General features: G+C 43.4%; 20 protein-coding genes and 1 pseudogene. 17 read left to right on the forward strand and 4 right to left on the reverse strand.

Annotated elements, in window-relative coordinates:
- Positions 1-64: 64 nt before the first annotated feature.
- From J7E85_RS32750 to J7E85_RS32765, 4 genes are all read left to right on the forward strand, one after another.
- Positions 65-520: an HNH endonuclease gene (locus J7E85_RS32750; RefSeq protein WP_215164137.1), complete on the forward strand. Its 456-nt coding sequence runs from the start codon at positions 65-67 to the stop codon at positions 518-520.
- 543 nt (positions 521-1,063) lie between these two features.
- Positions 1,064-1,330 (forward strand): DUF6809 family protein, encoded by a 267-nt coding sequence (locus tag J7E85_RS32755; protein WP_098741426.1) that lies wholly within the window; start codon positions 1,064-1,066, stop codon positions 1,328-1,330.
- 237 nt (positions 1,331-1,567) lie between these two features.
- Positions 1,568-2,362, forward strand: coding sequence for an AAA domain-containing protein (locus J7E85_RS32760; protein ID WP_251036218.1), 795 nt, complete (start codon positions 1,568-1,570; stop codon positions 2,360-2,362).
- 113 nt (positions 2,363-2,475) lie between these two features.
- Positions 2,476-2,619 carry a hypothetical protein gene (locus tag J7E85_RS32765; protein ID WP_215164138.1) on the forward strand — a complete coding sequence of 48 codons (144 nt, stop codon included), beginning with the start codon at positions 2,476-2,478 and terminating at the stop codon, positions 2,617-2,619.
- Between the two features lie 199 nt (positions 2,620-2,818).
- Here J7E85_RS32765 and J7E85_RS32770 read toward each other — a convergent pair whose 3' ends face one another.
- On the reverse strand, positions 2,819-3,169 hold the full coding sequence (locus J7E85_RS32770) for a hypothetical protein (RefSeq protein ID WP_098741427.1): 351 nt from the start codon (positions 3,167-3,169) through the stop codon (positions 2,819-2,821).
- Between the two features lie 341 nt (positions 3,170-3,510).
- Between J7E85_RS32770 and J7E85_RS32775 the strand changes: the two genes are divergently transcribed.
- The 12 genes and pseudogenes from J7E85_RS32775 (at position 3,511) to J7E85_RS32825 (ending at position 15,962) form a co-directional block, all read left to right on the forward strand.
- Positions 3,511-3,873 (forward strand): hypothetical protein, encoded by a 363-nt coding sequence (locus J7E85_RS32775; RefSeq protein WP_215164139.1) that lies wholly within the window; start codon positions 3,511-3,513, stop codon positions 3,871-3,873.
- A gap of 69 nt (positions 3,874-3,942) precedes the next feature.
- Positions 3,943-4,749 carry a sugar phosphate isomerase/epimerase family protein gene (locus J7E85_RS32780; RefSeq protein ID WP_215164140.1) on the forward strand — a complete coding sequence of 269 codons (807 nt, stop codon included), beginning with the start codon at positions 3,943-3,945 and terminating at the stop codon, positions 4,747-4,749.
- Positions 4,750-5,193: 444 nt separating this feature from the next.
- The gene (locus J7E85_RS32785) at positions 5,194-6,099 is read left to right on the forward strand and encodes an ABC transporter ATP-binding protein (protein WP_215164141.1); all 906 of its coding nucleotides are present in this window, start codon (positions 5,194-5,196) and stop codon (positions 6,097-6,099) included.
- Positions 6,100-6,125: 26 nt separating this feature from the next.
- Positions 6,126-6,869 (forward strand): ABC transporter permease, encoded by a 744-nt coding sequence (locus J7E85_RS32790; RefSeq protein WP_098741436.1) that lies wholly within the window; start codon positions 6,126-6,128, stop codon positions 6,867-6,869.
- Positions 6,870-8,042, forward strand: coding sequence for a sensor histidine kinase (locus J7E85_RS32795; protein WP_215164142.1), 1,173 nt, complete (start codon positions 6,870-6,872; stop codon positions 8,040-8,042).
- Positions 8,043-8,648, forward strand: coding sequence for a response regulator transcription factor (locus J7E85_RS32800; RefSeq protein ID WP_215164143.1), 606 nt, complete (start codon positions 8,043-8,045; stop codon positions 8,646-8,648).
- Positions 8,649-9,119: 471 nt separating this feature from the next.
- A pseudogene (locus J7E85_RS34445) lies at positions 9,120-9,635 on the forward strand (TerD family protein); the annotation flags it as partial.
- A gap of 75 nt (positions 9,636-9,710) precedes the next feature.
- Complete coding sequence (locus J7E85_RS34450; protein ID WP_430184231.1) at positions 9,711-10,379, forward strand: vWA domain-containing protein; 669 nt, start codon at positions 9,711-9,713, stop codon at positions 10,377-10,379.
- 530 nt (positions 10,380-10,909) lie between these two features.
- Positions 10,910-12,214, forward strand: a complete 1,305-nt coding sequence (locus tag J7E85_RS32810; RefSeq protein WP_215164145.1) for a BaiN/RdsA family NAD(P)/FAD-dependent oxidoreductase — start codon at positions 10,910-10,912, stop codon at positions 12,212-12,214.
- 32 nt (positions 12,215-12,246) lie between these two features.
- Positions 12,247-13,572, forward strand: coding sequence for a BaiN/RdsA family NAD(P)/FAD-dependent oxidoreductase (locus J7E85_RS32815; protein ID WP_215164146.1), 1,326 nt, complete (start codon positions 12,247-12,249; stop codon positions 13,570-13,572).
- Between the two features lie 215 nt (positions 13,573-13,787).
- A complete protein-coding gene (locus J7E85_RS32820) occupies positions 13,788-14,582 on the forward strand; it encodes a sensor domain-containing protein (protein WP_215164147.1) in 795 nt (264 codons plus the stop codon).
- A gap of 282 nt (positions 14,583-14,864) precedes the next feature.
- On the forward strand, positions 14,865-15,962 hold the full coding sequence (locus J7E85_RS32825; protein ID WP_215164148.1) for an AI-2E family transporter: 1,098 nt from the start codon (positions 14,865-14,867) through the stop codon (positions 15,960-15,962).
- Positions 15,963-16,077: 115 nt separating this feature from the next.
- Here the strand turns inward: J7E85_RS32825 and J7E85_RS32830 are convergent, their stop codons facing one another.
- Positions 16,078-17,418 (reverse strand): lytic polysaccharide monooxygenase, encoded by a 1,341-nt coding sequence (locus J7E85_RS32830; protein WP_215164149.1) that lies wholly within the window; start codon positions 17,416-17,418, stop codon positions 16,078-16,080.
- Positions 17,419-18,157: 739 nt separating this feature from the next.
- The gene (locus J7E85_RS32835) at positions 18,158-18,358 is read right to left on the reverse strand and encodes a hypothetical protein (RefSeq protein ID WP_215164152.1); all 201 of its coding nucleotides are present in this window, start codon (positions 18,356-18,358) and stop codon (positions 18,158-18,160) included.
- Between the two features lie 276 nt (positions 18,359-18,634).
- Between J7E85_RS32835 and J7E85_RS32840 the strand changes: the two genes are divergently transcribed.
- The gene (locus J7E85_RS32840) at positions 18,635-18,958 is read left to right on the forward strand and encodes a DUF2642 domain-containing protein (RefSeq protein WP_076322585.1); all 324 of its coding nucleotides are present in this window, start codon (positions 18,635-18,637) and stop codon (positions 18,956-18,958) included.
- A gap of 45 nt (positions 18,959-19,003) precedes the next feature.
- On the opposite strand, the gene J7E85_RS32845 is transcribed toward J7E85_RS32840, so the two are convergent.
- Positions 19,004-19,260, reverse strand: a 257-nt coding sequence (locus tag J7E85_RS32845) for a hypothetical protein (RefSeq protein WP_215164150.1), incomplete at its 5' end; no start/stop codon positions are given.

The following is a 19,260-nucleotide window of genomic DNA, read 5'->3' on the forward strand; positions in this document are numbered from 1 at the left end:
GCCCCCTCCTACTCGATTATTAATACTATAGGTTAGAACATGTCGTACAGATGGAGTGAGATCGATGAATCATAGTCATGATGGAGAGGAACCATTGATAACGGTACTCAATATGGATGGTCAACAACTAACACCATGTTTACCCCATCGGGCTTGGCGGGAAGTTGAGCGATCGCGAGCTGTCTGGATTGATGAGCAGACGATCCAATTGCTTTATAATCCGTTCTTATTTCGGAACTATCGAAAAGCTGCACTGAAACGAGATCATCACACTTGTTTGTGGTGCGGACGACACGCCACGACAGTGGACCATATTATCCCCTCAAGCAAAGGCGGCTCGGATCTTCCGCAAAACCTGATCGCTTCATGCAGCGAATGCAATACGAAACGAGGAAACCGTTCTGCATTGTCTTATCTCAAAGAAAACGCACACTCTGTTCCAAATCTTATGAAGCTTTGCTGGCGTATCTTTCTAGCTAAATACAGACATCGTCAAATGAAAAAAGGGTCACTTGAGTAAAGGTTTAGATTTATGATTTGGGAATCGTGGTGCAGTGAGCTTCAATGATCACAGCCGTTTGTTGACGAGCGAATTGATGGTTAACCATATCCACTGTAGAATTTTCGGCTTTCTTGCATCCATCTTGAAGTGCAGGCCATTAAAGCATAGGATGCCTGTGACAATCACCAATAATCACGGACGTTCTTAACTCCAATGAATAGGTAGAACCAAATGGTGTGGCTTCTTACTGCAATGTTAGCTAATTGACAATTGAATACAATATTCTTAGCCGCGAAACACATGAGAAAGGGTCACGGACATTACCTATTTTCCCTTCGGACAATCGTTCCTGTACCTATAAGGAATACTTTTTTCGAAAGTTAAAATGAGGTAGAACGCGGTCTAAAGATTGGTTGTTTTTCCTGTAACAACATACAGAATCAAATATTAAGAAATACACTCTTCTCTTGCAACTATACGTATACCCGTACCACATATTGAAATTGCATATGGTAGTATTATCTAATAAGTAACTTAACACAATGAGAAGAGGAGAATCCCATGCCAAGCTTCCTAGAATCCCTATATTACGGGAACATAAATCCTGTAGAGAAGGCTGTTTCCACCGACCCTCAGTATCGCCAATTGAGTCGGCAAATATCCGAGTCCATGGATGCCTGGAAGAAGAGGCTTTCCGATGATGATTTTCATGAGCTTGAGGAGTTATTAGATTTGTATCGACAAGTACAAGGGCTGGAAATGGCGGCTTCTTTTACTGATGGTTTTAGGCTGGGAGCGACGATGATCATCGAGGTGTACTCTGAGTAATGTGATCAGTAAGAACACTCATAGAACTGCCGTAAAGACACGAACTGTGTCTTTTTTTAATACCGAAAAATATTGACTATCAGCCCCTACATCGGATATAACAAAAACAAATTTCACACGCATACAGCTCCCCATAAGACATCTTCGCTCTAAATTCCCTCCACACTGCAGGGATATTCACCCAATTCATAGAAATATCGGTATATAACATCGACTATACATACAAAAGAGGCTACTATGGACCAAGAGAGATTTATGATCATCGTTAAAGGTGATGACAAGACAGAGGATGTATCCTCATATGAAATGGATCCTCCAATAGTAAGGATTATATATAAAGGTTCTTCCAAGGCTTATCCTTATCAACTCAATGATATACAGTTACTGACGCCGACCGTTCAGGACATAACAGAGGATATGGCTGTTTTTCACGATGATTATCCTTTTTATAATGTAAAACGGGTGCTAGATTTCGGACCTAAGATCCGCGTTTGTTTTGAAAACGGGAGTATTCGTACCTACGATAGTGGACGTATTCAAGTTAGAAGCAGTAGCACCCAGAACGCTGAAGGGCGTCAGATTCTGGACTATTGGCGCGCGATTTCAAAACATGCGAAGAGTGAGGATGAACAGGAGAACAAAGAAGCTTTTTTGGCAAAGCAATTTGCAAAACTACATTACGTAGATCCTGATAGTGCTTTGAGTCATTATCTTCTGAAAAAACCTATAAAGACCGATATCTCGGTTGCAAGCGAACCGATTTTCCCGTTCAGGTACAATTTGAGTCAAAGGACCGCGCTTGAGCAGGTTTTAAAAAGCACCATCAGTATTATCGAAGGCCCTCCGGGCACGGGTAAAACCCAGACGATCTTAAACATCCTTGCGAATCTGGCGGTTATGCAGGGGAAAAAGGTAGCGGTTGTTTCCGGTAACAATCAACAGCTTTTTTATTTGTTTCCTCTATTTTGCTCCGCAACAGTTTTAGAAAGACTCTCGAGAAACAGAACATGCTATGGAGCAAGTGACGAGTGAAGTATTGACGGGGCAAAAGAAGATGGAAGAAGCAATTGATAGTTTAAGAACATATTGAAATCCGCTCAGAAAGTGACCTGGAAAGTTCAGGAGGTTTCCGCTGTAGCGAACAAATGGCGGCAGGCTCTGAAGAAATTGCAGCATCTGTTTCCGAAATTGCAACTATAGCTGAAGATTCGCTTGCAGGAGTTAAAGCAGTGAACGATATGACTGCAAAGCAGAGCTCTTTAGTTTTGATTAGCAAAAATTCTCTTTAAGCTGAAGCACTTGTTATGAAGTTTAAAGTCTAAAATGAATAGAATGCGATTCATATGGTACCTAGGGTCATTACCCGAAATAATCTCAGCAATATGCGTCGGCGAATTGTGAATTTGCCAAGCCACGGTTCGCCTCCATACATAAAACCCGCTCATTGAGCGGGTTTTTACATTTATATCTGAAACAAAGTATTGAGTATTAGATCTCCGAATTGGATTGATGCATCAGCTCTTTGATCTCAAGAAACTGTGAATTCGTTATTTGTTGGGATTGATGGAGGGCGTTCAGCTTATATTCTATTCTTTCCATTCGAAGTTGCGTTTCTTTTTGGAGTTTCTCGGTCTGTTTTTGTGTTTTGGAGTTATCCATTACGACTAAGATGGTCAGACCCGCACTAAAGATCGTTAACCCTCTAGCGATTTGATTTAAATCGATTGAATTCATGGCAATCAGGCAGTCGGCAAATCCTGCTCCTATAAGTAGACCGCCAATCGTGACAATCCCCGTTCTTTTCCATTGTTCTGGGATGATATTTAATGGCTGTTTCATGTAGAGATCTCCTTCAGTTAGGTAGTAAACGTGAAATTAGGATAGCTTCATTCTATATTTAATAAAACACAAATCCTGGAACAATAAAAGGAAATACATAGAAGCTTATTGCGTAAACATTAAGGATTCAGTTTGAGGAAATTTAGTGATCAGCGGTAACGTATTATTTGGGAATGACTTGGAAAGAGGAGGCAGGACTGATACTCAAAGCAAGAAGGAATTAGGAGACTTACGGAGAAATTTTCTAGTGGACATTATTTATATGAGATTATCCTGGGTCGACGGATCTTCGCTCACGCGATCAGGTTAAATATGAACTGTAGATTGGCTGGTGATCTGGAATGAGTGAACAATTCTGGTTAGTGGTACAGTATCCTCTGAAAAGTGCAAAAGGCAGCCAACGTGATCACTGGTTAAGAGAAAAAGTAATGGAATATTTAGAAATATCTCTAGCAGATGCTGGTTTAGGCTATGTAGATGGGTTTGACATGGGGAAATGCATTTCCGACCCGAAGAAATATGCGCTTAATATATTTTGTGTTGTTACGGAAGAAGAACGAAGTATTGCCTTGGTGAAAAGAGTGTTAAGAGAGGGTCGACTTGATTATATTCGAATAAAAATCGCTACAATGTCCTATGGGAATGAAGAAACATATACTCTGAAATATGCCTATAAGAAGGGTGTTACGGAATTTTCGCTATAGCATGTATTATATTATTGGTGTCGCTTTTGTAGCAGTCTAGTTTTAGGAAAACAAGAAGGGAAGAGGTTTATGATTACCATTTATGACTGGTTTGGCTGTGAATTGCCCAATCAAGAGCGTTATCAGTTAATAAAAGAAGCTGGATTTGATGGCGTTTTAATATGGTGGAGTGATGGCTTTGGTCGTGACTGCTTTGGCCGAAACGATTATCGCAACGGGCCGCAAATCGCACGAGAAGCGGGTCTATTTATAGAAAATATCCACACACCAATCCAAAACGAAAACAACCTCTGGCTTGACAATCTGGATGGTGAAGCGGCAGCTGAATGCTATCTACAATGTGTTGCAGATTGTGCTGAATTTGAGATTCCGACAATGGTCGTGCACTTGCCGGGCGAAGACAATCCATATAACGAATTGGGACTGGATAGAATCAAGAGAATCGCTGACAAAGCTGAACAGCTTGGTGTCAATGTTGCAATGGAGAATTTATGGAACTTTTCCAATTTGGCATATGTGCTGGAGCAAGTGGATTCCCTGCGTATCGGATTCTGTTATGACAGCGGACATCACTACCGCCATTACCCGGAGAAAGATTTATTATCCATGTACGGGTCTCGGCTGATGGCACTACACTTACATGATAATAACGGAAGTTATGCCCAGCACGGGTTACCCCTTGATGGCACGATTGATTGGTCTACAACCATGAAAAAAATTGCGGAAACGAACTATTCAGGCCCGATTGCAATCGAGGCCATGAATTGGGATTATGAGGATTTATCGGCACAAGAGTTTTTACATAGAGCGTTTGAGCAAGCCGAAAGACTGGAAGCGTTAAAAACTGATTCCTCAAAGACGACTGTAACAGAATGAAATTACTATAAAACTAGGCACTCTACATCCATCATGCAGAGTGCCTAGTTCATTTATGTCCTTATCCATCTTCCCAAATGGCGTTGAACCAGAAACTGTAGCTACTAATGCCGCGCCTTCCGAACATCTGATAGCCTGTACACCCGCATTGTCCGTTGAATCATTCATGGGGTCACTTCAGAGGTTGTGGTTTTTTGCTGTGTCGATTAAAAATGTAGGAGAATCCTTAGCTATAAGTTTGCAAAGCAAGACACCTCACTCAAAGAGTGTCAAATGCACGTTATGCTGAAGAAGGGCCTAGAGGTCCTTCTTTTTTTACTTTCTTTTTTTCTGACATTTGTCATATCCGGCTTGTGACAACCCACACTAATTGAATCTCGCGCTTTTTCAATATAATGAGGACATCAAGTAATGAAAGAAGAAATTAGCGGAGGTTAGGACAAAATGACAAAGGCGATTGAATGTATAAATCTAGTGAAGAAATTCGGTGACTACTGTGCCGTTGATCATATGAATCTATCATTTGAGAAAGGTCAAATAACAGCATTGCTCGGACCGAATGGTGCAGGCAAGACAACAACCATTTCCATGATACTCGGAATGATCAAGCCAACATCAGGAGAAGTCAGGGTCTTGGGGATGCCGTCTGGAACAAAAGAATTACGGCAACGCGTTGGAGCGCTTTTGCAGGATGTTAAAGCAGCAGATGGACTTACGGTGAAAGAAGTGCTTCAATTGTTCCGCAGTTATTATCGTAATCCGATGTCGCTAGAGCGATTGTTAGACATTTCGGGTCTCCACGCGGATCAGAAACGACGCGCATCCTCGCTGTCTGGAGGACAACGTCGTAGATTAGCTTTCGCCCAAAGTTTGGCGGGAAATCCAGAGCTTCTCCTGCTGGATGAACCAACAGTCGGAATGGATATCGAGGCTCGTGGCCGCTTTTGGGACACCATCCAAGCGCTGGCAAATGACGGACGTACTGTACTCTTAACTACACATCATTTAGATGAAGCTGATGCTGTCGCAGATCACATCGCAGTAATCGCCAGTGGACAGGTGGTTGCGGAAGGGACTCCAGAAGGTTTAAAGGCTCAAACAGCGCTTAGAACCGTTTCATTTCGAGCGGCGAACGCGCCAGCCCATCAGGAATGGCTCACATTACCTGGTGTAGAAAAGGCAGAATGCAACGGCGAGCGAATTCGTCTGTATGCTCAAGAGACCGATGTATTGTTATTTACACTGATGCAGTCTGAATGGGGAATTTCAGATATTGATATACAATCAGCCAGCTTAGAAGATACATTCCGAAGTCTTACAGGCTCAAATAAACAAACAATTATACGATAATAAACATTTTTAGGAGGAAAATAGCCATGTTACATATGTTTGTTGCCCAAACCAAAGCAGAAAGTATACGAATTATCCGCAGTCCATTTTTCTTACTCTTCTCCATTGCGATGCCGCTTGCTTTCTACTTTTTATTTGCGAGTATGAATGGGGTAGATAAATCGATTCAATCGACAACTTGGGGTGTCTTTTCATTGATGTCGATGACTGCATTTAGTTTGATTGGTACAGCCGTATCTCAATTCGGTATCCGTCTATCGTTCGAGCATCAAGACGGGTGGGTACGCTTGTTGAAGCTAACTCCACTATCTCCTGCAGTCTGGATTGGCAGCAAAATTGTATCGCAAATGGCTGTTCACTTGATCGTCATTGTTGTTATATTTTTATCTGCTGGCCTTGTTCATGATATACAATTGACAGCCGGGCAATGGATTTTATGCGGATTATGGTTATGGATTGGGAGCATATCTTTTCTGGCGCTTGGTGCCTTGTTAGGAACGCTTAAAAATGCAAACACCTCCGTTGCCATCGGAAATGTATTACAGATGGGGCTTGCCATTGTGGGGGGGCTTTGGATGCCGCTTAGTACTTTGCCAAGTTGGATGGGCTCGGTCGGAGAATGGCTTCCATCTCACCGTTACGCTAATGGGGCATGGAATATGATTGCTGGAAAAAATCCAGCAAGTATTGATTTCATAATTTTGACAGGATGCGGTCTCCTCTTTATGCTACTATCAATCTATATATATAATCGACGGGATGCGGTCTAATTGAATAGAGAAAAGTGGCGTCTCTTTCCAAAATCGGAAGGAGTCGCTCCTTATTTTTTGTTAACAAATTTAATGATACCCATGTACTTTTTACTCTATGAGCCATCAAGTTTACAGTGGCTTGGCTTTGTTCTGTTAGGCATATTCGTTCTATCGTTTCGACAATCCTACTTTTATGCAAAGTGGGCCACGCCAATCTTGATCGTTCAGGTGGGTATACTTCTAATTTTAGCAGCTGTATTTCACCCTATGTATACGTTTATAGGTTTTATGATAGCTGCTCCGCTGAGCAAACAAAAGCTGCCGATATTACTCTCTATAACGATCGTTTTCACTGTAGCTATGGGATTTATCGCTGTTCCTTACTTGGAGAGGATGGGCAGCCTAGTATGGATAGGGCTGGTGCCTATGTTTGGCATCTGTATTCTGCCGTATATTATACGAACATCGACTCGATTTCAACAGAAGTCCGCGCGGTTGCGGGCAGAAACGGCTGAACGAATGGCACAGCAGGAGGAGCGCCAGCGGATCGCACGTGAATTACATGATACGTTGGGACATACGCTGTCATTAATCGCACTAAAAGGGGAGGTCGTTGAGAAATTGGTCAATCGTCATCCCGAGAGAGCGATAGAAGAGGCTCGTGAAATACGAGAAACGGCACGCGCAGCCCTGAAACAAATGCGTGAATTGGTTACGGAGATGAAAGTTACATACCTCGCTGACGAATATAAGCATGCTGTATCGTTATGTTCAGCAGCGGGCATACCGCTTTTATTTCAATATCAATCGATTTCAGATCCCAGACCTTCTCATGTAGGGACGGAAGACGCATTAGTGAACAATCCGCTTCCGTTAACACCCTTGCAGGAGACGATTTTGGCGATGTGTTTTCGCGAGACGATTACAAATGTGGTTCGACATAGCCGAGCAACAAGTTGCAACGTTCTTCTCGACATTCAAGAAGGGGAAGTTCGTGTATCTGTACGTGATGACGGTATTGGGGCAGATATGGATCAATTCTATACTAGCAGTAATGGCCTCGCCGGATTACGGCAACGGTTGGTTATGATCGACGGGCGTATGTCGCTGTCCTCATCCTCAGGCAAGGGGACGGAAGTCACCTTACATATACCTAGGGTAATACGAAATGAAAAGGTAGGTAGTGCTTAGATGATTCGTATTGTTTTGGCAGAAGATCAAAAGTTATTAAGGGGAGCACTGGCAACTTTACTCTCGTTAGAAGATGATATTGAAGTAGTCGGTCAAGCTGAAAATGGGGAAGAAGTGATGTCCATGATTCAGCAATATGAACCAGATGTAGCTGTTCTGGATATTGAGATGCCACTAAAAACGGGGTTAGATATTGCGGAATTGGTTCAAAAAAATAAGTCAGCTTGTCGTGTCATCATCTTGACGACATTCGCGCGTCCTGGATATTTCCAGCGGGCTATGCAGGCAGGAGTTTATGGATATCTTCTTAAAGATACGGGCAGCGAGGAACTGGCTGATGCGATTCGTCGGGTCTATGATGGGAAACGTGTCATCAATTCAGAATTGTCGCTCGCGGTATGGGATGATCCATGTCCATTATCACCCAGGGAGCGCGAAGTCATGAAGTTGGCTGCCCAAGGCTTAGTTCTTCAAGATATTGGAGCACAGCTGTTTCTATCCTATGGAACGGTACGGAACTATATGTCAGAAGCGATTGGGAAGCTCGGGGCGAATACACGGATTGAGGCGATAGATATCGCACGTAGCAAGGGATGGTTGGATTAAGGAGAACTCCGAGGTAATGGAGGTAAGCGGATCACCCCTCTCAAGAGATGATGCAGCCAGCCCATAGAGAGCTTTAGAAGCTCTCTTTTTTATGATCCGCTACTTAGCGTACCGTAACCTAATCAATACACTCTGGCGATTTGTGGTTTTACACAACCACGGTTCGCCTCCATACATACCATAAAAAAAGTGACCGCGATCGGTCGCTTTTTTGCATTTCCTGGACATGCAGCTTTAAGATAATGTCACATACTCTTATAGACACTCATTTTTTATAACTGACGATGAACTTTCTAATCTCTAACCTCTGGAACTTCTGGTCAGTGACAACCAGCCAGCAAATTTCGTAGAGACTAGTATGACAGCCTCTTCTTTTTTTATATGACTATTCCAATGAATCATACTAATGAAGTATTCCTTCTACTTTTGATGTACAATTGGAATATATTATTAAAAAGGGGAGATAATCCTATGGATCTACTCAAAGGGCAAAAGATAGAAATTACAAAAGGTAGAAAGTTAACTGCCCTTAGTTTTCAATTGGGTTGGACGAAGAAGGAAGCGACGATGAGCATCGATGCAGCATGTTTTCTTTTATCGGAGAAGAATCGATGCGAGCGGGATGAGGATTTTATTTTTTACGGGAATCCCTTTGATCTTTATGGTGCAGTTTCACATAGTGCAACTACTCAAGGGGACCAAGAGACTATTGAGCTGCATCTATCGAAACTGCCGAAAAGCGTTGCAAAAGTAGCCCTTTCTGTGACTATTCATGCTGGGGACGAGCATGGGCTTACGATAAGTGATGCGTCAGACTTTTATTTACGGCTTGTAGATACGATTACGGGAGAAGAATTATTTCGTTTTGAATATGGGAATGATCTGTCAAAGGAAACAGCGATTGTCGTGGGTGAGTTGTACCGATATAACGAGGAATGGAAGTTTAATGCCATTGGCAGTGGATTCTATGGGGGGTTGGCTGCGCTTTGCACGAATTATGGGCTTGTGGTCGAGCAGTCGGAAGAGATTGTCGAAGCTGTAGCAGTCGCAGAAGAGATCGTATTGTCCAAAATAGATTTGCGTAAGAACATTGTGGCGTACACGTTGGAAAAGAAGAAAATGACCCATCTATCGGCTAGAGTAGGCATCGTGCTAGATGTTACAGGATCTATGCGGACCTTGTATAAGAATGGGACGGTCCAAGAAGTTGTTGAGCGTATATTGGCCGTAGCTAGCAAATTTGATGACAATGCTGCTTTGGATGTGTGGGTTTATGATCATGAATTCAGTCGATTACCCACTGTGACGGAGCGAGACTTCATTTCCTATGTAAATACTCAAATTTTAAATAATTCGAATATCCATAAGTATGGCCGCAATAATGAGCCTCGAGTTATGGAGGATGTTATTAAGAAATATACCATCGAAGAGGAATCAAGCCTGCCTGTATTCATTATCTTTATCAATGATGGAGGCGTAGTGAAGCCGACTAAAAAAGTGATCGTAGACTCTGCGACTCTTCCAATATTTTGGCAGTTCGTAGGGATAGGAGATTCTGATTTTGAAGTACTAAAACAACTGGATACGATGGAAGGGCGGATTGTCGATAATGCAAATTTCATTCATTTGAAAGATATTTCGGCGGTATCCGATGAAGTGCTGTATGACCAACTCCTGAATGAATTTCCGAAGTGGATCAAGGATGCGACAGAGAAAAAGATTATTCGATGATCATGCAGCCTTTTTACATTGCCATTCTGCTAGCGGGAAACAATGGTTAAGTCTTGGCTATGTTATTTAGGAGCAGACAAGCAGACAGGTTGACTACTCAACTTCCTCAAACGATTTCAGCATCACATTCCGGCGAATTGTTGGTTTTGCACAGCCACGGTTCGTAAACACCATCCGCATGAGGATGGTGTTTTTGCATTTTATTATTTTGAAATCATGATGCAATGATCTTCAATGATCGTAGCCGCTTGTTGACGATCAAATCGATGATAAACCATATTACCTTGAAATCCTCGGCTTTCTCGGTATCCATCTTGAAGCTCAGACCACTATATCGCAGGAATATAACCAGTGTTGTAAAAGCAGTTCTTTTATTTGCGTTGTGAAAAGGATGGTATCGGCCGACTAAGAAACTCTACCGGGATTATGCGGTGCATACTCCTGTGCTATAATTAGATATAGCGCAGTTTCATTCAGAGAAATCACATTTCTATACATAAATCTATTGGCAAGGGGTGCATTGACCAACCATGCACGATTATTTGCACCACAAGTTGATTATTATCGGCGCAGGCGCATCAGGACTCATGGCCGCCGTTACTGCGCGGGATTTGGGTATTGATACCGCCATTCTGGAGGGTAACGACCGAATTGGGAAAAAAATCTCAATGACAGGCGACGGTCGTTGCAATATTACGAACGATTCCACTACGACGGGTACGGACGACGAAGCGGTGGTCTTATCGCGCAAGTATCACAGCAGTCAGGCTAAATTTCCGTTGCCTGTGCTGCAGCAATTCGGCATCCGTCAGACCATTGATTTCTTTCACGTGCTCGGGCTGCCGCTTACAAAATTGAAAGAGGGCTTAATGTACCCGATGTCGCTACAGGCTGCATCTGTGGTGGATATTTTCGAGCTTGCTCTAGAGGAGCGGAACATTCCGGTATACCTTAACAACAAAGTGTTGGATGTCACCGTATCGGCAGATCATCCACGATTTAAGATTACATGCCGAACTGAAACAGAGGAGCAGGTTGTTTATACCAGCGAATACCTGTTTCTTTGTACGGGCAGTCTTACCGGCCAGAATGCGGGGACGGACGGGTCTGGGTATACACTTGCCCAGCGAATGGGGCACTCCTTGGTAGAGCCTGTTCCGGCCATCGTGCAATTGAAGGTGAAGTATCCCTATCAGAAGGCGCTATCGGGCATCAAGCTCCAGGGACGAGCCCACCTCCTTGTAAATGGTAAAATCGTTCGCAGCGAAGTCGGCGAAATTCATTTCACCGACTACGGTTTCTCCGGCCCTCCGATCCTGCAGCTCGGGCGGAAGGCTGCCATACATCTCGCGAAAGGGGACTCCGTTACCCTATCCGTAGATTTGATGCCGAACCGCACGGAGGAAGAGGTTATCGAATTTCTGGAGACGAACTGGGGAACGTTCGCGCATCGGACGGTCGCGGAGTCCTTCGTCGGTTTTTTACACAAGAAACTGGTCTCCGTCCTGCTGAAGGAAGCGAAAATTGATCAAGAGCCGAACCTGCTTTGCCAAGATCTTTCGTTGAAAACCAAAAAGATCTTTTATAAGTTATTGAAGTGTTGGGAGTTTAAAGTAACCGAAACCCAAAGCTTTGAGTACGCACAAGCGACAGCCGGCGGCGTCGCTACGAAAGAGCTCATCGCAGATACGCTGGAATCCAAGCTCGTGCCTGGGCTCTATTTGGCCGGCGAGGTGATGGATGTCGACGGGGACTTTGGGGGTTACAACCTGCAATGGGCCTGGAGCTCCGGTTATGCGGCCGCGATGGCGTTAGGGAAACGCATTTTTAGATGAAGCTATTAGAAAAAGGAATGAATTCAACACCTATGTATAAGTCGAAATCTACTATGCACCACAAGCTGTTCATTATCGGTGCAGGCGCTTCAGGTCTTATGGCCGCCGTTACTGCGCGAGACCGAGGGATCGATACTGCGATCATTGAAAGCAACGACCGGGTCGGAAAGAAGGTACTAACGACCGGTAATGGGCGTTGTAACATTACGAACAAATCCACGGCGACGGGTACGGACGAAGCGGTCAATTTATCCAGTAAATATCACAGTAATCAAGCGGAATTTCCGCTACCTGTGCTGCAGCAATTCGGCGTTCGGCAAACTGTCGATTTCTTTAACACACTCGGCCTTCCGCTGATCGCTATTGAGAATGGCCGAATGTATCCGATGTCGCTGCAGGCTGCATCGGTGTTAGAAGTTTTCCGGATTGCACTGGAGGATCGGAATGTTCCGATATACTTCAAAACCAAAGTATTGGACGTTACCGTGTCGAAGGAACATCCGCGATTCACGATTGTGTGCCAGACGGAAACAGAGGAAAAGGTCACATATACCAGCGATTATCTCTTCCTCTGTACGGGCGGCCTTACCGCTCCAAAGACAGGAACGGATGGCTCCGGTTACACACTTGCCCAACGACTGGGACATACCCTGATCGATCCTGTACCCGGGATTGTTCAATTGAAGCTGGATAGCCCATATCTGAATGAACTTTCCGGAGTTAAATTCGAGGGATGGGGGAATATCATTGTAAATGGTGAAGTCATCCGCAGTGAGTATGGGGAGGTTCTGTTTACGAAATATGGCGCTTCTGGCCCGCCGATTCTCCAGTTAAGCCGAAAGGCTGCATATCAACTCGCAAGAGGAGAAACGGTGACCTTATCGCTTGACTTGATGCCAGACCGAACAGAGGAAGAGGTCGTCGATTTTCTGGATACGCATTGGGGAATGTTCGGACACCGGACGGTGGCTGCTTCCCTAATCGGGATTTTAAACAAGAAGCTGATCCCCATCCTCTTGAAAGAGGCGGGAATCAATCAGGACCAGAACCCGCTGTGTCAGGATCTATCGTGGAAAACCAGGAAAGCCTTGTGTCGCCTCATGAAGCATTGGGATTTCATCGTGACCGATACCAATGGTTTCCCGAATGCCCAAACGACAGCCGGCGGCATCGATACGACAGAGTTAAGAGAAGGAACGCTAGAATCGAAGCTTGTGCCTGGGCTCTATTTGGCCGGCGAGGTGATGGATGTGGATGGGGATTGCGGTGGCTATAACCTGCAATGGGCCTGGAGCTCCGGCTATTCCGCCGCGGTGGCACTTGCTGATCAACTTAGAGGCATCATGGAAAAAGATTGATATTATTTTTCAGAATATGCTAGAAGTGGTTGAGCATTTAAATGCGCAATATATAGAAGTTAAGGTAGAGGGCACCTAAATCTGAGCCGGCCCAGTCCCTAGTCTAAAGTCTAGGTTCAGATACCCCCTAAGACGGTTATGTCAGCCCAATAAAGCGGATATAATGGATTTATTACTCGGAGCGTGACTTAAGAAGCCATAAGGGGTGTTTGAATATGAAGGCAACAGAAGCGGCTGTAACGTCGCGGGCAGGCAAGGTGAATTGGGTGCTTTTTAATCCAAAAACCTATGCAACGATTCTCTATTTCTTACTATCTCTCCCGTTAGGGATTATTTATTTTACAGTAGCGATAACGGGACTTACACTATCCATCGGTTTGACTCCAATATTTATCGGAATACCGCTGTTTTTTGGAATAGCTAAGTTGTTGAATGGGATTGTGAATTTTGAACAAAGCATGATTAGACAAATTTTAGGATTACCTACTCCTTCTGTATCGCATACCTACAATCGACAATCTGAAGTTGGGGAGAACTGGTTGAAGCGAATGGTGAGAGACTTTGAGGGTGGGTTATTCATTCGAAATCTGCTGCTTGTATTATTAAGATTTGTAACAGGCATTGTATTCTTTGTTATTATGGTAACGGCGATTTCACTAGGACTCGGATTAATTGCTCTTCCAGTCGTCCATATCATTTTGATGAATGAAATGCAGCTTGATATTTTAGAGAATAGCGTGTTTAGTTATTTTCATATAGATTGGACTTATAATCAGCAATATTTGCTGTACGTAGGCATTGGCCTTATCCTTTTCTGGGTCGCGCTGCGCGTCGTGAATGGGCTCATGCAAATTCTTCGTAGAATCATGTATGTGGATGCGCCCTATCAGCAGCCGTCAGTGCCGCCAATGGAAGCACACATACATGCGCCCGTTCAGTCGCAATATTACGAGTACCCAGAGGATCACCCCACTCAAGGGATGATGCAGCCAGCCCAAAGAGAGCTTTAGAAGCTCTCTTTTTTTAAACTCCACTACTTGAAGCGTGATTTATTTGGACAACTGAAGAGCTTAACGAAATATCGTCTGACAGGTTTAAAAGATACCATGAAAAGCCCGACCGTGTGAGGCCGGGCTTTTGTCTATGCGAATGTAACAATTTTCATATATAATTGAACTGAAGTAATGTCATGCTGTCAACAGCGGTCGGAAGTCAAGTCTTTCGTATTGTGACTCTCCAGGTTCATCCGTAAATCTTTAGATAACTAAAATATAATTAAATGAGGGAAGCGAATGAATTTTTTGCGGGAGTTTTTTGCTAACCATATAGTAAGAAGAATTCTGTTCCTCTTACTTGTCGTTTTATTGCTGTATAGCTTAAGAGGTATGCTCAATTTGCTGTTATTGCTGTTTCTTGTTACCTTCGTCATGGGACGCCTAGAGCACTTTATTACGAAGAAAATATCTAAGCTGTTTCCTATATCGTCTATTGTCGTTAATACGATATTGTATGCGGCTTTAATATTTGGGCTTGTATACGGAATTGTCAATTATGTTCCGAAGCTCATTAGTCAAATTTCCGATTTGTATTTTTCCATTATCAGATTCGTGAATACCCCTCAGTCGGATGAAATTGCTGAGCTTGTCTCCTCCGCGCTGGGTAAGCTGGAATTAGAGCAATACGGAAGCCAGGCATTAAATTATATTCTGAAGATAGGCAAATGGGCCGAGGTTATCATTTTTGTTATTGTATTGAGCTACTTCTACTTAATCCAGAAGAAAACAGTCAATGACTTTACAGATAAGTTGAGCAAAAGCAAAATAAGCTGGGCTTACAATGAGTTTAAATATTTTGGCAAAAAATTCACCTCTTCCTTCGGTAAAGTGATCGAGGTTCAACTGATGATCGCCTTGTTCAACACGATTCTAACGACTATCGGGTTGTCGATTTTGGGCTACCCTTACTTGTTCGCTCTAACGATTATGGTATTTTTACTAAGCCTTATCCCGGTAGTCGGTGTTGTTATTTCCTTCATTCCGATCAGTATTATCGGTTACCAGATTGGCGGTATCTCAACCGTCATTTGGGCGATTGTCATGATTTTGCTCATCCATGCAATTGAGACATACTTCTTAAATCCGAAGCTGTATGCTCACAAAACGAAGCTGCCGATGTTCTACACCTTTATTGTTCTTATTTTCTCCCAGCACTTCATGGGGATCTGGGGGCTTATTATCGGGATTCCGATCTTTATGTTCCTGCTCGATATTTTTGAAGTCGATCAAAGCAACGCGGTATCATCAAAAAAAGAAGCTGCACAGCTTTCAGGAGAAAACGCAATTCCTAGGAGTCATCATTTCCCGCACAACGAAGATAAAGAAGAATCCTGATGCTGAACGCTCTATACCAACTGGAAACACTATAAGCTGTTGAATGGGATAAATATAAGATAAGAAAAATGACTACAGAAAAATTCTGTAGTCATTTTCTATGAAAGTCAGAAGATTAAGGAATGACTTTCCAAACGTCTGCACTTCCTGGAGTTTCACCTAGCGTCCACCATTTTGCTTCATAGTTTACACCGTTATGGGTTACTTTGCTTCCACCAACATAAACAGTGGATGCATCCCAGGCTGGGTATGTGGCAGGTGCGCTAGGTGTCGTTACATTGACCATATTGCTAGCAGCGGATACATTACCAGCGGCATCAACAGCTTTTACCGTAAAGGAGTAAGCCGTATTTGGCGACAGACCCGTAACCTTGTATTCAAGCGTTGAACCCGAAACCGTAGCGACTAATGTCGAGCCTTGGAAAACTTGATAGCCTGTTACACCCACATTGTCCGTTGAAGCATTCCACATTAAAGGCACTGTAGTTGATGTAGTTGTACCCATCACATGTAAGCTTGTAGGAGCTGAAGGAGCCTCCGTATCAGGACCTACTACAGCTAGTGTGGTGAAGGTTGCAGTATTGCTGGCCGGTGATACGTTACCAGCGGCATCTACGGCTTTAATGGTAATGTTATAGGTTGTATTTGGTACTAAGCCTGTTACATTGTAATTCAATGCACTTGTGGAACCGATTTGGGTTGAACCGTTAAAAATCCGATAATTCGTAACGCCAACATTATCTGTAGCAGCATTCCAAGAAATTGTTGCACTCGTGGTTGCGACATTGGAAGCTGTTACTCCTGTCGGAGCAGTTGGCGCTGTTGTATCTGGATTTCCACCGCCGGTGAAGTTCACATCGATAACGTTATAGAATGCATTTCCCGTGTCCGCAATTTCCCAAACAGCGAGGATGACTTGATATCCCGTTCTGCTCGGTACGTTACAAGTGTCGGAGTAAGTATTGGACGGCATGCCCTTATACGGTACATTACAGAAAGGGGTTAAGTCGAAGGATGCACGAGTTAATGGTGCATTCGGGTCCCAATCCTGCTTGGTAATGTAGTATTTCCAGCTAGCTGTTGCATGCGGCACTTTTAACTTCCAGTCAAAAGTCGTTTGTCCAGGTGAAATGTTTACTTTTGTCCAACGAGTTGCGGATTGCTGATCAAGTGGAGCGAACAAGCCGTTAGCACTTGCAATTTTACCATCGGCTGGACCTGCTGCCGGGAATCCTTTTGCTGCTTCTAAGCTATACGGTTCATAAATAATAAGTCCACAATTCGTATTGACTCCTCTGGCACATAAATCCGCACGGCTGGAAGGATTACTTACATATCCGTGAGCGGATGCTTTGGACTCGAATAAGAATAGTGCCATAACAGCGAGCGTCATTAATAGACCGCCAGCCAAGACCTTCTTAATGAGTCCGGAATTGGGAAAACGTAGGGTTAACATCAATAAAAAAACCTCCTCTTTTAGATAAACTATGCACGAAGAACCAAACGATCATTCGTACCTTGATTGCATAACGACGTATTTTTTCACCTCCTTCCAGGTCAATATGTATGCTCAATAAGTGAACATAAATAACTTAATGGTTGGTGTAATAAATGATTGTGTTGGTGAATAAGAGGGGATTTCTGACGTAGGTGGTAAAATATAAGCGGATCACATTTTAGGATAATTATGGAATTAAAAGTAATTTAAAGACATTTTATAACAGGCTTTTGTACACTGCAATAGTTAATGAGAACCATAAGAGTGTGAAACATCCACATTTTCTCCCAGGATTAACTGAAGAAGACATTCAGGCTGACGTTACGGGGTGTCGGGGTTTCGCTTTCGATGCAGGGATTCGACTCCCCTCGCCTCCATACATAAAACCCGCCTATAGAGCGGGTTTTCGCATTTCTTATGGTTAAAATGTAGTCCGAAACTGTGTGAAGTAAAATAGCCGTAAAGCCGACCGTATATCAAGATGCTGTTTCACCTCCGGAAACGCCAACCGGAATCGGGTAAATTTGAGAATGTCTGCGAAGGAAAACTAGACCATATGCTTGTGAAAACAAAGGTTCCGCTATAAATAAAGAACCCGACAGTACATTGGGTTGGATAAATTTGTTAATTGTAAAAAAGTCCTCGCGTGAATCGGTTAAATGAACGGACTCATTGAAAATTTGGTCAACTCGCATTATTACATCCAGCCACCCATACCTTTATAACGATGCGCAAGTGCTTTATGGTAATATTCCTGCTCGGCATATTTATAAAAGAACGGAGGATTGCCCGCGCAAGCCATCTTCATTCGCTCAAAATGTTCAGCTTTCACAAAATGATAACCAGCCATTTGTTCAGGATCGTAAGACCTATTTTGTAAATAAACCGTTTCGGACAAAATAACACACTCCTTTTTAGATTTGGTGTTCGATCTAGGCAATAATAATATATGTCGATAGCCCGAAAATCTCCTGTGATATTAGCCTAATCTAGGTGGAAATACTCGAGGAGATTGAAGAATTTACGCCCCTATCATCCGAACTTTATGAGGGGAAAGGATATCCCATCTACGGCTTTCTTATTTTGCACAACACTTCTTTGGAGCACCACATAGGTATTTGTCATATGTTATATAGATGTGTTTTTCAAATTATGACAAAGGAGTATGCAACTCATGAATAGATTTATGTACTATGGCTATCCGCGACCATATGCCCCATTCCCAGCTCCGCAATATTATCGGAATGAAGACGTACAGCGCAAGGAAACTCCGGTGTTACCAAAAAATGTTATGTATACGACAACTGTGGAACCCAAATTCACTGAGCATTTGATCCAGCACATAGGGCTAATGATTGCCATCACGACTACTGTCGGCAAATTAGTAGGTACTCTGGATGATGTTTTCATTGATCACGTAGCTCTTGTAGTCCATGGAAAAAAGCATCACATTCGATTATGTGAAATCGTTTATTTTGAAAAAGCAGAAGAGAAATAAACAATGGACGAGAGCCGATCTACGAGGCTTTGGACGAAATCTTCATCAAGGAAGGGCTAGGAATTGTTCATGGTTAAGATCAATATGAAAAAAGGCACCGTTTCGGTGCTCTTTTTGTTTTCGTACGCCCAGCATGGGCGTCATCTCTAGGGTGAAAGTCCCGAACGGGGGCTGGCGAGCGCCTACCGTTAGCCAAGGGCAAGGGTGTCCACCGCGAGGTGGAATCTGAAGGAAGCCGGAGGCAAAAGCACGGGCCAAGGTACACGAACTGGATTTGAGGCAGAGGTAGCCGGATGAGTTGC

It is taken from the genome of Paenibacillus sp. ISL-20, from assembly GCF_018613005.1.
In the GTDB taxonomy this organism is placed as follows: domain Bacteria; phylum Bacillota; class Bacilli; order Paenibacillales; family Paenibacillaceae; genus Paenibacillus_AQ.